Here is a 14,173-nt window from a genome sequence, read left to right as displayed (position 1 = left end):
ATTTCGCTATCCGATCTAAAGAGGCCGTCCGGGGGCCGAGAATCGGGGGATTATGCCGGAATTTGCGGAATGTCACCACCGACCACGGTCTTGTGCGGTGGCGTTCGTTTGATCCAGTCCTGGATCCCTTATTTAAGCTTGGCCCGCGGATGGGCCTTGTCGTAGACCGCCGCCAGGTGCTGGAAGTCGAGCGAGGTATAAATCTGCGTCGAGGTGATGCTGGCATGGCCCAGCAGTTCCTGCACCGCGCGCAGGTCGCCCGAGGATTGCAGCAGATGCGAGGCGAAGGAGTGGCGCAGCACGTGCGGGTGGACGTGGACCGGCAGGCCGGCCTTGATGGCATGGTTCTTCAGGCGGTGCTGGACCACGCGCGGGCTGACGCGGGCGCCGCGCGCGGACAGGAACAGGGCATTGCTGCCGTCGGCCGCGGGCGGACGCACCGCCAGCCAGGCCGCGATCGCCTCGCGTGCCGGGCCGCCGACCGGCACCCGCCGCATCTTGTTTCCCTTGCCGGTGACCACGACTTCCTGGGCTTCCAGTTCCAGCCAGCCCAGCGAGGCGGGCGCGCCATCCCGGGCGGGCGTGAAGGTGACGTCCAGGCCGGCCAGTTCCGACACCCGCAGGCCGCTGGAATACAGGAGCTCGAACATCGCGCGGTCGCACAGTTCGGCCGGCTCGGGATGGCCGTGGCGGTTGGCGTCCAGCAGGCGCACGGCCTCGTCGACGGGCAAGGCTTTCGGCAGGCGCTTGGCGCGGCGCGGCGCACGCACGCCGTCGACCGGATTGGCCGGAAGCAGAGTGTGGCGCGCCAGCCAGTTGAAGAAGCCGCGCCAGCCGGACAGCTTGCGCGCGATCGAGGTCGGGCTCTGGCCACCGGCATGCAGCCTGGCGGTGAAGCGGCGGATATCGAAGTGGGTCAGCCGGGTCCAGTCGCTGTGGCCGGCCAGGTGGGCTAATTCGCCCAGGTCGCGCGCGTAGGCGGCGATGGTGTGGCTGGAGAGCTTGCGCTGGGTGCGCAGCTCTTCCAGGTAGCGGCCGGTCCAGTCGTCGGCGGCCGGGGTGTCCACGGCGGGTTCGCTCGGCCTCAGGCGGCGCGCAGGGGGAGCAGCGCGGCGCTGGCGGTTTCGCCGATGTGGACCAGGAAGTCGGTCCCCATGCTGGCGCTGAAGCGTTCCGGATCCGGCGAGCCGAGCACCAGCAGGCCGAAGGCCGCGCCGGCCGCACGCAGCGGCACCAGCACGGTCGAGCGCACCCCGGCGGCATCCTCGAGCCAGCGCACGGCCTCGAAATCGCGGTTCGGGCCGCAGTAGGGCGCGCGCAGGCTGTTGGCGAACAGGCGCACGTCGTCGGAAACGTCGCTCGCATACCACTCGGACGCGTGCTCCGGCGCCAGGCTCCACAGGCGCAGCGTGGCTTGCGGCACCATGAAGTGCTGGATCAGGCCATCGACCACGGCGCGCGGCATCGCGGCCGGCGCTTCGTCGGGCGCGCCGGCTTCCAGCAATTGGCGGGTCCAGCCGTGAAAGCGGTTGGCGATCGCCGCGTTTTCCTCGGCGTGGCGCATCAGCTCGGCCATGCGCAGCTCGAGTGCCTTGTACTTGTCGCGCATCACTTCCATCTGCCGTTCCTGCAGCGAGACGGCACGGCCGGTCAGCGGGCTCGACAGTTTTACTTCGCCCAGCAGGCCGGCATATTCTTCAAAAAACTGCGGATGATCGACCAGGTATTGGGCGATGGCAGCGGAATTCAGTGTTGCGGTCATTGCATGGTCTTGCAAAATAGGTAGACCGCTAATTTTACCTGACTGCAACCGCCATCAGCAGATAATCATGCGATTCCACCGCCACCGTGGCGCCAGGGTCAGAAGCGGTGCCTTACGCCCAGCTGAAAGGCGCGCCCATCCTCGCCCGGCGTCTTGGTGAAACCGCCGGGGACGCCCGCCGCCGCCGGGCTGTACTGAGCCTCATTGTCGTTCTTGATGAAGGCGGCGACGGCATAGATGTCGGTGCGCTTCGACAGGAAGTAGTTGTAGCCGAGCGCAAACAGGGTGGCGTCGCTGTCGGACGGCGTACGGTCGTTCTGGCGTGCGACCGAGGCCAGGAAGCGGTTGGGACCGACACGGTACTGCACGCCGGCCTGGACGCTGACCGCGTCCTGCCGGGTATTCGCGGTGATGTTGTTGACGAACACCGCGCGCAGGGCGGCGGCAGTGGCCGGCCCCAAAGGCGCCAGTTGGGGTGCGATCAGGGCGTCCCAGCCGGCGACATAGGTGGGCAGCAAGGTCGAATGCTGGTTGCGCTGGTCGTGCCAGCCGGCGAAGAACTTCCAGTCGTTCCAGGTATAGGAACCGCCGGCCGTGGTCGTGCGCAAGCTTGGCGCGCCGGACGGATCGTAGCCATGGTTGTGGCCGATGCCGACGTCCCAGCCGCGCGCTTTATAGGTGATGGCCGCGCCCCAGAATTTGTTGTACAGGCCATAGTAGCCCGAGCCGTGGCCGGCGATCATCAGCGAGCCGCCGAGCCCGGAGGGCAGGGCGATCCGGTACTGCAGCGCGCGCTGGGAGCGGATGTCGGCGCCCAGCGCCTGGAAGCCGGCGGTGCCGCCGGTCACACTGCCCCAGGTGCCGCCGGTGCCGACCTCGAAGGTGTCGGCCGCCGCGAACACTTCATAGCCCGGGGTGTACATGCGCCCCAGCAGGACCGCGCCCACCGGGGTGACCAGGCCGACCATGGCGGTGCGGTCGAACAGGGCGTTCTCCGGATTGACGGCCGGCCCCCCGCGCGGCTGCAGCGCGCCGCGCACGGCCGCCAGCAGGTTGGGCGGCAGGGCCTCCATGCCGCGCGTCAGGTAGAAGCCCTGGTTCTCGTTGAGCAGGATGGGCTGTTGCCTGCCCGTGTCGAGTTCGATGCGCGCTTCCAGGTTGAAGATGGCCTTCATGCCCCGGCCGAGGTCTTCGCTGCCCTTGAAGCCGAGGCGCGAACCGTCTTCGCCGCCGCTGATGAGCTTGGGCGAGGAACCGCGCTGCCACATCAGGCCGGCGTCGGCGATACCGTAGAGCTGAACGCTGGACTGGGCCAGCACGAAAGTCGGAAAACAGGCGCCGGCGAGCGCGCCCAGCAAAATCTTCTTCATTGCACCTCTCCCATCCACATCGATGACATTCGGATGCCCATCAATTCGCGCGGGTTGGTATTGCTCAGCCGCGTAAGCGTTGCGCGAATCGCACAAGGCCTGGATGCAACAAGGGCGGACCTGGTTGCCCAGGCCCGCCCTTGCGGACTTCCAGCTGAAGGGGGCGAACCCCCTGGCAGCTTAGAACGAGTGGTTCACGCCCACGTCGTAGTGGTTGACAGTCGGGACGCCAGCCAGGTTGCCGGTGGTGGCGTTGACGATGTCCTTCTTGCGCGATGCGTCCACGTACAGGTAGGTACGCTTCGACAGGTTGTATTCGTAGCCCAGCGAGAACTGCTTGGTCGAAGGAGCGTTGTCGATGTGCTTGCGGCCATAGCCAGCCAGGACCTTGCCCGGGCCGACAGCGTAGGTTGCGCCCAGCACCCAGCCCTTGGTCTTCGGACGCAGGGTGTTGGTGTGGCCCTGATCTTGACGGCTGTAGGTGCCCATCAGTTTCAGTTCCGGGGTGGCAGCCAGCGAACCGGCGATCGACCAGATTTTGCTTTCGACGGCGTTACGCTCGTAGGCAACCATCGCAGCGGCCGGGCCGTTGTTGTAGGTGCCGGCGACCGAGAACGGGTTCACGGTGGCTTCCGAGTTGGCAGCGTACGAAGCTGCACCCGGGCCGATACCGGCCAGCGCGCCGCCGGTCGATTCCTTGCTTGCCCAGGCAGCGTTCACCTGGAAGCCGCTGGCGACCGGCGAGTTGTAGAAGATCGCGTTCGAGAAACGGTTGTTGCTTGCCGAGCCGCCGCTGGTGTTGGTGTCCAGCGGGGTCGAGTTGTAGCCGGCGATCGAGATGTCGGTGTAGAAGCCGGCCGGGGTCGGCAGGCCGTGCCACGGTTCGAACGAACCGACGACTTCCTGGAACGGGGTCAGGCCACGGCCCAGGCGGATCATACCGAAATCACCCTGCAGGCCGACGCGGCTCTGGCCCTGGAACAGCGGACGGCCGTTGTTCTCGGTGGTGCCGGTGTCCGGCTCGTAACGCATTTCGATCTGGAACAGTGCTTTCAGACCGTTGCCCAGGTCTTCGGTACCCTTGAAGCCCAGGGTGTTCGAGGCGCGCTTGCCGATGGCCAGGGTCTGGTCGGTACGCTTGACCAGGCCGGCGTCGATGTTACCGTAGATTTGCACGGCGGTTTGCGCTTGCGCCACACCGGCGAATGCGCCCAGCAGAGCGACTGCCAAGAGTGATTTTTTCATCTATTTGTATCCTTATAAAGTGAAACGCAGGAATCCAGAGAGCATTGAGACTTTTTCTTGTTGCTGAACACTCGGATGTGTGAACCTTAATTGCTCAATGCGTCAAGGTTGTCGGATTAGTCAATTATGACGGCTTCAATTGGTGGAAAGCCAATAAATCCAATCGTGCTGTTGTATTTTCGAAACGGCTGAGGCCGTTCAGCACGGAAACCTTAAGCATTGATTAAGTTTCCCTGCGTCATCATACCAGTCCTGCCCGACCGATAACATTTGTGCAGCCTCAAATGCACATGGAATCGCAAACGAATCGCCCCTGAGCCGGCTATAGACTCTGGCCCATCCAACAAGCGCATATACCGAAGCCGACGGTCTGGCGACCTCATCCGTCACGTACTTAACGTGATGTGCATGCTTCTACACGTATCTGCGACGGCGTTTCACTACCGAAAAGAACGATGGCAAACCGTGAAGAGTTAGCAATTATCCGTGGCGCGCGCGCCGGGCGGACCGAGTCCCAGCTGGCGCTGGGCCGGCTCTACCTGTTCGGCAGCGCCGGCCTGCCCAAGAGCCTGCCCACCGCCTTGCACTGGCTGGACCGCGCCGCGCGCCAGGGCTGCGCCGAGGCCTGGCAGTTGATCGGCAACCATATACCCCTCGACCTGGCCCGCCAGAGCCCGCAGCCCGTCACCTGCTGGTACGAGCGCGCCTACGACGGCGGGCTGGCGCGGGCCGGCCTCGTGTATGCGCAACTGGTGCTGGGCGGCGAGCGCGTGCCGCCGGGGCAGCGCGCCAAGGCCTTGCGCGCACTGGAAGACGCTGGGTGTGGCGGCTTTCCCGAAGCGCAGTGGCTGCTGGCGCGCGAACATGGCGTGACGCCGCCGCGTTTCGGCGGACCGGCAGGCGAAGCGGCGGCCGGGCAAGGGGATGGCCGTACGCCGGATGCCCGTATTCCACGCCCCGAACCCCGGCGCCAGGATGAGACTGGAGCGTCGCGCAGCGGCGCGCCCGGCCGCGCCGGCCAGCGTTGGCTGCGCAGCGCCGCGGACAGCGGCGTTACGCCGGCCCAGTTCGCCTTGCTGGAGCAGGAGTGGGACGCCGGCCAGCACCAGGCCTACCTCGAGCGGGCGCTTCCGCTGGCGCGGGCCCTGGCCCGGTCCGAGGTGGCGCAGGGCAGGGCCTGCGCGCGCCTGGCGCCGGACGAGGTCACCCTGCTGTCGCGCTGTGCCCGGCTGGTGGATGAGGGGATGGCCGCCCACGACGTCGAGCCCGACGAACTGCACGCGTTCTGGGAACTGGCCGCCGCCGAGCAGGACCGGCACGCCCAGTTCGCCCTCGGCCTGTGGTGCGCCCGCATGCGCATCGACGGCAGGCGCATTTCCGGCGACAACGCCGGCAGTGGCGCCGCCGCCAACTTCAAGAAGGCAGTGCGCTGGCTGCAGCAGGCCGGCGAGCAGGGCCTGGCCGAAGCCTGGTACGCGCTGTCGCGTATCTACGTGAAGCCGGAGTTTTCCCAACGGAATGTCGTCGAGGCCCAGAAATACCTCGAGCGCGCCGCCGAAATGGGTTACCGGGACGCCCAGCTGGAATGCGGCAACGCCGCCTGGCGGGCGCGCCGCGAGAACGAGGGCAATGATGTGCGCGCCGTGTTCTGGCTGCAGAAGGCGGCGGCCCAGGGCTGCGCCAAGGCGGCGGCGATGCTGCGCAAGATCGCGCCGCGCGAGGCCGGCGCCTGGCGCGAGCTGGGTGCGCTGCCCAGGCGCGATATGTCGGAGTACCCCTTGCTGGCGGCGCGGCTCGAGCTGGCGCTGGCGTTCGGCCTGAGCCGCGCGGAGGCGCTGCTGCTGGACGTCAGGCATGCGGACCGCGGGCACTGCCTGGTGGTCGATATCCGCGCCAGCTATGGCCGCAGCCGGCGCCGCCTGGTGCCGGTCGAAACGGCGCAGGAGCGCCAATTGCTCGACCGCGTGGTGCGCCTGTTCGAGAACGTCGATTGCGGCCCTGGCGGACCGGAAGGGAATTACCGGCAGCGCCTGTACCGGCTGCGGACCTTGCTGCCGGAGTCGGGCGGACCGGATGCGCCGCTCGACCTGGATCTGGCGGCTTGATTAGAGCTTGATCTCGCCTTCGAACACCGTTTCAGCCGGCCCGCTCAGGTAGACCGGCTGGCCTTCTCCCGCCCAGGCGATGCTCAGGCGGCCGCCGCGCGCTTCGACCTGCACAGGCGAGTCGAGCAGGCCGCGCCGGATGCCGGCCACGACGGCCGCGCAGGCGCCGGTGCCGCAGGCCAGGGTTTCGCCGGCGCCGCGCTCGAACACGCGCAGTTTGACGTGGCGGCGGTCCAGCACCTGCAGGTAGCCGGCGTTGACGCGCTTCGGGAAGCGTGGGTGGTGTTCGATCTGCGGGCCGGTCTCCGCCACCGGGGCGGTGTCGACGTCGTCGACCACCTGCACGGCATGCGGATTGCCCATCGAGACGACCGACACCAGCACGGTCTGCTCGGCGCCGCGCGCGCGCACCGTCAGCGGCCACAGGGTGTCGCGGCTCTGGGCAACGCCGTCGAGGCCCTGGCTGTCGAAGGGCACACGGCCTGGTTCCAGCACCGGGGCGCCCATGTCGACCGTCACGCTGCCGTCGTCTTCGAGGCGCGGCGCGATGATGCCGGCCATGGTCTGCACGCGGATGCTGCGTTTATCGGTCAGGCCCTTGTCGCTGACGAAGCGCACGAAGGCGCGCGAGCCGTTGCCGCACTGTTCGACCTCGCCGCCGTCGTTGTTGAAGATGCGGTAGCGGAAATCGCAGCCTTCTTCGGTGGGGCGCTCGACGACCAGGATCTGGTCGGCGCCGATGCCGAAGCGGCGGTCGGCAAGGCGGCCCCACTGTTCGGGGCTGAGGTCGACCTGCTGGTTGACGGCATCGATGACGATGAAATCGTTGCCGGCGCCGTGCATCTTGGTGAATTTCAGTTTCATGTTCTGTTCCTTACTCGTAGAACGAGGGCTCGCCGTTCGGCCGGGTTTTAAAACGCTTGTGCGTCCAGAAATACTCGGCCGGGTTTTCGCGCACCCGTTCCTCGATGAATTCGTTCATGCGGCGCGTGGCGGCGATCATGTCGTCGCCGGGGTAGTTTTCCCATGCAGGATAGAACACCACGCGATAACCCTGGTAGTTGGGCAGGAAGGTCGCGATCACCGGGATCACCTTGGCTTTGGCGGCTGCCGACAGGCGCGGCAGGGCGGTGAGGGTCGCGGCCGGGATGCCGAAGAAGGGCACGAAGGCCGAATCTTTCTCGCCGAAGTCCATGTCCGGCAGCATGAAGTAGGGCAGGCCGTCGCGCAGCGCGCGCAGGATCGGCTTGACGCCTTCGTCGCGGGTAAACAGGCGCACCGGGCCGAAGCGTTCGCGGCCGTAGCGCAGCAGGCGGTCGAAAGCCTTGTTCTTCTGCGGCGAATAGATCGATGACACCGGAATCACGCGCGCGCCGACGCCCGCGACGTCGAGGCACACGAAGTGCGGGCACAGCAGGATGGTCGGGCCGCTTTCCATCTCGGCCTGGGGCACCGAGGGCTCGATGTGGATCAGCTTGCGCAGGCGCGGGATCGGCGCCCACCACAGCAGCGAGCGCTCCAGGATGCTGCGCGAATAGCCCTGGAAGTGGCGCTTGGCGATGGCGACGCGCTCCGCTTCGCTCAGTTCGGGCATGCACAGGCGCAGGTTGGTCAGGGCGATCTTGCGGCGCTTCGGGATCGCGACATACATCAGGCTGCCGACGGCATTGCCGATGCGGCCCAGGACAGGCAGTGGCAACCAGTGCAGCAGCCACAGCAAGGCAATCAGGATTCTCATGCGACTGCCTCGGTTTCCGGTGCGGCCACGCCCTGCGGGCGCTTGTAGCGGTTGTAACTCCAGAAATACTGGGACGGGCAACGTGCGATCAATTGTTCCATAGCGCGGTTGATGCTGGCTGCCTGCTCGGCCGGGGTGCCGGACAGGTCGCCGTCGAAGGGGACGAAGCGGACCACGTAGCCGCGCCCGTGCGGCAGGCGTTCGGCATAGGTCAGCAGGATGTCGGCCTTGCCCAGCTGGGCCAGCTTGGCAGGCAAGGTCATGGTGTAGGCCTGGCGGCCGAAAAAGGGCGCCCACAGGCCTTCGCCTTCCTGCGGCACCTGGTCAGGCAGCACGCCGACCGGCTGGCCGCCTTTCAGCGCCTTGACCAGCATGCGCACGCCCGACAGGTTGGCCGGGGCCAGGTGCATCTTGAGGCGGGCCCTGGCGCCTTCGACCAGGGGTTTCAGCGCGCTCTTGCGCGGCGGACGATACATGACCGTCAATTCCTGGCGCAGCGAGACTTGTTGAGCAGTCAATTCGAAGCAGCCCAGGTGTGGCGTCAGGAACACAATCCCGCGGCCGCTGTCGAGCTGGCGCTGGACCAGCTCCCAGTTCTCCATCGTGACATGTCTGGTAACGCGTTCCTGCGGCGCGCACCACACGAAGGGCAGTTCGACGAGGGCCTTGCCGGATTCGGCGATGGCGGCGCGCCGCAGGGCGCCATAGCCGGCCAGCTCGAGATTGCTGCGCAGGCGCCGTCGATAAGAGGGGGAAATGAGATAGACCAGCCAGCCGAGCGCCGATCCCAATGCGTGTAGCACAGGAAGGGGAAACACCGACAGGAGGCGGAACAAAAGAACAAGCATCTATTGATTCAGGGTAGAGGTGATGCGGGTTGCTACACCAAAATTTTTTAAGGAGCGTAAAATACCACTTTGAAGCAGGATCCGCGGAGTTAATGACAACTTGCGAAGCGGAATATAAATATCGCTAAAGCGTCGCAGGCAATGGTACTGCGGCATTTATCTCAACAGTATCAGGAGCCTAGATGTCTTCCAATGACTACCTCTTCACTTCCGAGTCCGTCTCGGAAGGCCACCCGGACAAAGTCGCCGACCAGATTTCCGACGCCATTCTCGACGCCATCCTCGAGCAGGATCCGCGCGCGCGCGTGGCCGCCGAAACCCTTTGCAACACGGGCCTGGTGGTGCTGGCGGGTGAGATCACGACGCACGCCAATGTCGATTATATTCAAGTTGCCCGCAACACCATCAAGCGCATCGGCTACGACAACACCGATTTCGGTATCGACTACAAGGGCTGCGCCGTGCTGGTGGCCTACGACAAGCAGTCGCCGGACATCGCCCAGGGCGTCGACGAAGGCGCCGGCCTGGATCTCGACCAGGGCGCCGGCGACCAGGGCCTGATGTTCGGCTACGCCTGCGACGAAACCCCGGAACTGATGCCGGCCGCGATCTACTACGCGCACCGCCTGGTCGAGCGCCAGTCGCAGCTGCGCAAGGACGGCCGCCTGGCCTGGCTGCGCCCGGACGCCAAGTCCCAGGTCACCCTGCGCTACGTCAACGGCCGCCCGGTCGCGGTGGACACCGTGGTCCTGTCGACCCAGCACGCGCCGGAAGTCAGCCACAGCCAGATCGAAGAAGCCGTGATCGAAGAGATCATCAAGCCGGTGCTGCCGAAAGAGTGGCTGCAGGACACCCGCTACCTGGTCAACCCGACCGGCCGCTTCGTCATCGGCGGTCCGCAGGGCGACTGCGGCCTGACCGGCCGCAAGATCATCGTCGACACCTACGGCGGCGCAGCCCCGCACGGCGGCGGCGCGTTCTCGGGCAAGGATCCTTCCAAGGTCGACCGCTCGGCTGCCTACGCCGCCCGCTACGTCGCGAAGAACGTGGTCGCCGCCGGCCTGGCGCGCCAGTGCCAGGTGCAGGTCAGCTACGCGATCGGCGTGGCCAAGCCGATCAACATCACCGTCTACACCGAAGGCACCGGCGTGATCTCCGACGAGAAGATCGCCCAGCTGGTGATGGAACACTTCGACCTGCGCCCGAAAGGCATCGTGCAGATGCTGGACCTGCTGCGCCCGATCTACCAGAAGTCCGCCGCCTACGGCCACTTCGGCCGCGAAGAGCCGGAGTTCAGCTGGGAGCGCACCGACAAGGCGGCGCTGCTGCGCGCCGAAGCCGGCCTGGCGTAATAGCGGCTTAAGAGCAACTTGGGCCCCCGCCTCCGCGGGGGCGACGAATCAGCAACACGTCGTTCCCGACCTAGCCGGCCGCCTTGGCGGGAACCCAAGTTTGCCAGCACACCGCTATCTTTACCCGTGTTAAACTAATGAATTCCGAGGAGCGTTGCGACGAAAGTTCTCACTTTCGCCAGGCTCGGATCATCAACACCGCGCTCACGTTACTTTTTTCTTAACTTGAAAGGAGGGCGTGATGAGCGCCGTACTCAAAGACACTTCCCAGGATTACCTCGTTGCCGACATCGGCCTCGCCTCGTGGGGCGAGAAGGAAATCCGCATCGCCGAAACCGAAATGCCGGGCCTGATGGCCATCCGCGAGGAATACGCCGCCAGCCAGCCGCTGAAGGGCGCACGCATCGCCGGTTCGCTGCACATGACCATCCAGACCGCCGTGCTGATCCGCACGCTGGAAGCCCTCGGCGCGCAAGTGCGCTGGGCATCGTGCAACATCTACTCGACCCAGGACCACGCCGCCGCCGCCATCGCTTCGGTCGGCACCCCGGTGTTCGCCATCAAGGGCGAAACCCTGGACGAGTACTGGGAATACACCCACCGCATCTTCGAATGGCCGGGTGACACCCACGCCAACATGATCCTGGACGACGGCGGCGACGCCACCCTGCTGCTGCACCTGGGTGTGCGCGCAGAGAAGGACATCTCGGTGCTGGACAAGCCGGGCTCGGAAGAAGAGATCTGCCTGTTCAACGCGATCAAGGGCCGCCTGGCCGTCGATCCGCAGTGGTACTCGAAGCGCCTGCCGGAAATCAAAGGCGTCACCGAAGAGACCACCACCGGCGTGCACCGCCTGTACCAGATGCACCAGGAAGGCAAGCTGGCCTTCCCGGCCATCAACGTCAACGACTCCGTCACCAAGTCGAAGTTCGACAACCTGTACGGCTGCCGCGAATCGCTGGTCGACGGCATCAAGCGCGCGACCGACGTGATGATCGCCGGTAAGATCGCCGTGATCGCCGGCTATGGCGACGTGGGCAAAGGCTCGGCGCAAGCCATGCGCGCGCTGTCGGCCCAGGTATGGGTCACCGAGATCGATCCGATCTGCGCCCTGCAGGCCGCGATGGAAGGTTATCGCGTCGTGACCATGGATTACGCTGCCGAACACGGCGACATCTTCGTCACCTGCACCGGCAACTACCACGTGATCACCGAAGAGCACATGCTGCGCATGAAGGACCAGGCGATCGTCTGCAACATCGGCCACTTCGACAACGAAATCGAAGTCGCGGCGATCAAGAAGTATCAGTGGGAAAACATCAAGCCGCAGGTCGACCACGTGATCTTCCCGGACGGCAAGCGTATCATCCTGCTGGCCGAAGGCCGCCTGGTGAACCTGGGTTGCGGCACCGGTCACCCGTCCTATGTGATGAGCTCCTCGTTCGCGAACCAGACCATCGCCCAGATCGAGCTGTTCGCCAACACAGACAAGTACCCGGTCGGCGTCTACACGCTGCCGAAGCACCTGGACGAGAAAGTCGCGCGCCTGCAGCTCAAGAAGCTGAATGCACAGCTGACCACGCTGACCGAAGAGCAGGCGGCCTACATCTCGGTGAGCCAGGAAGGCCCCTACAAGCCAGCGCACTACCGCTACTGATGGGACCTCGATAAACCTACTGCGCGGCCGCAGCTTCGGCCTGCGATGCTCGCCGTACCGTAAGTACGGCTGCGCTTCTCGGCCAAATCTGCGGCCGCTCGCTACGGTTTCTCGAGGCCCTGTTGCGCTAACTGGAACCACGGACCAGTCCGGTTCGTGGGCTCTCCCTCACGAAAGCAAAAACATGCGCTTGCTCCTGACCTGGCTGATCAACGCCGCCGCCTTGATGGCGCTGCCCTTCCTGATGCACTCGGTGACCGTCACCAATATCGGCGCCGCCCTCGTGGCCGCGCTGGTGCTGGGCCTGGTCAACACCATCATCCGTCCCGTGCTGGTCGTCTTGACCCTGCCGGTGACCTTGGTGTCGCTCGGGCTGTTCATCCTGGTGATCAACGCGCTGCTGTTCTGGCTGGTGGCGCACCTGGTCGAGGGCTTCCATGTCGCCGGATTCTGGTCGGCCTTCCTGGCGGCTATCCTGTACAGCGTGATTTCGTGGGCGCTTTCTACCTTACTCCTGAATAAAGATGGAAACCCCTAATATCAGCATCGAGTTTTTCCCGCCCAAGACCCCCGAGGGTGCGGAAAAGCTGCGCGTGGCGCGCCAGAAGCTGGCGGAGCTGCAGCCGAAATATTTTTCGGTGACCTTCGGCGCCGGTGGCAGCACCCAGCAGGGCACGCTCGACACCGTGCTCGAGATCCAGTCGGAAGGCCATCTGGGCGCGCCCCACCTGTCCTGCGTCGGCGGTACCCGCGACTCGATCCGCACAATCCTGAGCGAGTTCAAGTCGCACAATATCCGCCGCCTGGTTGCCCTGCGCGGCGACTTGCCGAGCGGTTATGGCGGCGCTGGCGAGCTGCGCTATGCCAGCGACCTGGTCGAGTTCATCCGCCAGGAAACAGGCGACTGGTTCCACATCGAGGTCGCGGCGTACCCGGAAATGCACCCGCAGGCGAAGTCGCCGCAGGACGACCTGCAGAACTTCGTACGCAAGGTGCAGGCCGGCGCGAACGCGGCGATCACCCAGTATTTCTATAACCCGGATGCCTATTTCCAGTTCGTCGACAACGTCGCCAAACTGGGCGTGGACGTGCCCGTCGTGGCCGGCATCATGCCGATCACGAACTACACGCAGCTGATGCGCTTCTCGGAGATGTGCGGCGCCGAGATCCCGCGCTGGATCCGCCTGAAACTGGCCAGCTTCGGCGACGACAGCGCTTCCATCAAGGCCTTCGGCCTGGACGTGGTCAGCCAGCTGTGCGAGAAGCTGCTCGCGGGCGGTGCACCGGGCCTGCATTTCTACAGCATGAACCAGGCGGCGGCCACCACCGCCATCTGGCAGCGCCTGCACGGGACGCAAGCAGCGGCCTGAAGCAGTGCAAACAAAAATGCCCGCACGCCAAAAGCCTGCGGGCATTTTTCATGGCCAAGGGATTTGTGATCCGCAGTCACAAATCCGTCATCGAATGTTGCTACGCTCCGTCACGATCGCATCCAGCGCCACATCGTGAGGGCCATGCCCGAACTGCGCTTCCTGGTTGCTATAGGCGATGCCCAGGGTGAGCGGGCGCGGCACCAGTTCCAGGGTGCGGTCGTAGTAGCCGCCGCCATAGCCCAGCCGGAAATTCTCCGAGTTAAACCCGAGGCAGGGAATCAGCAGGGCAGGGGGGCGCTCGATGAAGCGCAGGGTGGCCGGCACCGCCACGCCCATCTCGTCGGCCAGCATGGGCTCGTCCAGCTGCCATTCCGTGAAGGCGAGCGGGGCGTCGCGCTCCATCACCACCGGCAGCGCCAGGCGCACGCCGGCCAGGGCCAGCTCGGCATAGGCGGCGCGCAGGTCGGGTTCGCCGGCTAGCGGCCAGTAGACGCCGACGGTGTCCATCTGGCGCAGGCGCCACCAGGTGAGGACCTGGGCGCCGATATGGGCATCCCATTGGACCTTGATTGCTGGATCGAGCGCCCCACGTGCAGTCCTGAGCGCCTTGCGCAGCGCTGCCTTTGCCGTGTGGCCATCCCCCGTCACGCTTGAGGTGTTGTCTGGCAGGCCCGAGAGGGGGCGTGGTATTCTTGGATCGCCGGTCATGGATGAAATGAAACG

The 14,173-nt window shown here is 65.5% G+C and carries 13 protein-coding genes and 1 riboswitch; of the genes, 5 read left to right on the top strand and 8 right to left on the bottom strand.

The features are described from left to right. Positions 1–128 precede the first annotated feature (128 nt). The 4 genes from xerC to LQV39_RS10335 all read right to left on the bottom strand — a co-directional run bounded on the left by xerC (position 129) and on the right by LQV39_RS10335 (position 4,377). A complete protein-coding gene (gene xerC, locus LQV39_RS10350; protein ID WP_374199423.1) occupies positions 129–1,088 on the bottom strand; it encodes a tyrosine recombinase XerC in 960 nt (319 codons plus the stop codon). Next, on the bottom strand, positions 1,085–1,762 hold the full coding sequence (locus LQV39_RS10345) for a DUF484 family protein (protein WP_230025047.1): 678 nt from the start codon (positions 1,760–1,762) through the stop codon (positions 1,085–1,087). Before LQV39_RS10345 ends, xerC begins: the two co-directional genes overlap by 4 nt. 98 nt (positions 1,763–1,860) lie before the next feature. Further along, positions 1,861–3,132: a porin gene (locus LQV39_RS10340; protein WP_230025045.1), complete on the bottom strand. Its 1,272-nt coding sequence runs from the start codon at positions 3,130–3,132 to the stop codon at positions 1,861–1,863. A 180-nt stretch (positions 3,133–3,312) separates the two neighbouring features. Then, positions 3,313–4,377 carry a porin gene (locus LQV39_RS10335; protein ID WP_230025043.1) on the bottom strand — a complete coding sequence of 355 codons (1,065 nt, stop codon included), beginning with the start codon at positions 4,375–4,377 and terminating at the stop codon, positions 3,313–3,315. A 455-nt stretch (positions 4,378–4,832) separates the two neighbouring features. Here LQV39_RS10335 and LQV39_RS10330 point away from each other — a divergent pair, with 455 nt between their 5' ends. Then, positions 4,833–6,482 (top strand): SEL1-like repeat protein, encoded by a 1,650-nt coding sequence (locus tag LQV39_RS10330; RefSeq protein ID WP_230025041.1) that lies wholly within the window; start codon positions 4,833–4,835, stop codon positions 6,480–6,482. Here LQV39_RS10330 and dapF read toward each other — a convergent pair whose 3' ends face one another. From dapF to LQV39_RS10315, 3 genes are read right to left on the bottom strand one after another with little or no spacing between them, the layout of a single operon-like run. Continuing rightward, positions 6,483–7,346: a diaminopimelate epimerase gene (gene dapF / locus LQV39_RS10325; RefSeq protein WP_230025039.1), complete on the bottom strand. Its 864-nt coding sequence runs from the start codon at positions 7,344–7,346 to the stop codon at positions 6,483–6,485. Positions 7,347–7,356: 10 nt separating this feature from the next. After that, positions 7,357–8,220: a lipid A biosynthesis acyltransferase gene (locus LQV39_RS10320; RefSeq protein ID WP_230025037.1), complete on the bottom strand. Its 864-nt coding sequence runs from the start codon at positions 8,218–8,220 to the stop codon at positions 7,357–7,359. Continuing rightward, positions 8,217–9,068, bottom strand: a complete 852-nt coding sequence (locus LQV39_RS10315) for a lysophospholipid acyltransferase family protein (RefSeq protein ID WP_230025035.1) — start codon at positions 9,066–9,068, stop codon at positions 8,217–8,219. Before LQV39_RS10315 ends, LQV39_RS10320 begins: the two co-directional genes overlap by 4 nt. Positions 9,069–9,250: 182 nt before the next feature. On the opposite strand from LQV39_RS10315, the gene metK reads away from it, so the two are divergent. From metK to metF, 4 genes are all read left to right on the top strand, one after another. After that, positions 9,251–10,420 (top strand): methionine adenosyltransferase, encoded by a 1,170-nt coding sequence (gene metK / locus LQV39_RS10310; RefSeq protein WP_230025033.1) that lies wholly within the window; start codon positions 9,251–9,253, stop codon positions 10,418–10,420. Between the two features lie 140 nt (positions 10,421–10,560). Beyond that, a riboswitch (S-adenosyl-L-homocysteine riboswitch) is annotated at positions 10,561–10,633 on the top strand. 28 nt (positions 10,634–10,661) lie between these two features. Further along, the gene (gene ahcY / locus LQV39_RS10305; protein ID WP_230025031.1) at positions 10,662–12,077 is read left to right on the top strand and encodes an adenosylhomocysteinase; all 1,416 of its coding nucleotides are present in this window, start codon (positions 10,662–10,664) and stop codon (positions 12,075–12,077) included. A gap of 184 nt (positions 12,078–12,261) precedes the next feature. Continuing rightward, positions 12,262–12,615: a phage holin family protein gene (locus LQV39_RS10300; RefSeq protein WP_230025029.1), complete on the top strand. Its 354-nt coding sequence runs from the start codon at positions 12,262–12,264 to the stop codon at positions 12,613–12,615. After that, positions 12,602–13,447 (top strand): methylenetetrahydrofolate reductase [NAD(P)H], encoded by an 846-nt coding sequence (gene metF / locus LQV39_RS10295; RefSeq protein WP_230025027.1) that lies wholly within the window; start codon positions 12,602–12,604, stop codon positions 13,445–13,447. Before LQV39_RS10300 ends, metF begins: the two co-directional genes overlap by 14 nt. Positions 13,448–13,534: 87 nt before the next feature. On the opposite strand, the gene LQV39_RS10290 is transcribed toward metF, so the two are convergent. Next, positions 13,535–14,158: a 5-formyltetrahydrofolate cyclo-ligase gene (locus tag LQV39_RS10290; RefSeq protein ID WP_230025025.1), complete on the bottom strand. Its 624-nt coding sequence runs from the start codon at positions 14,156–14,158 to the stop codon at positions 13,535–13,537. Between the last annotated feature and the right edge of the window lie 15 nt (positions 14,159–14,173).

This window comes from Massilia sp. Bi118 (genome assembly GCF_918697865.1).
Lineage (GTDB): Bacteria > Pseudomonadota > Gammaproteobacteria > Burkholderiales > Burkholderiaceae_D > Telluria.
The sequence above is the reverse complement of the archived record's forward strand: the minus strand, read 5'-3'. Positions and strand labels throughout refer to the sequence as shown.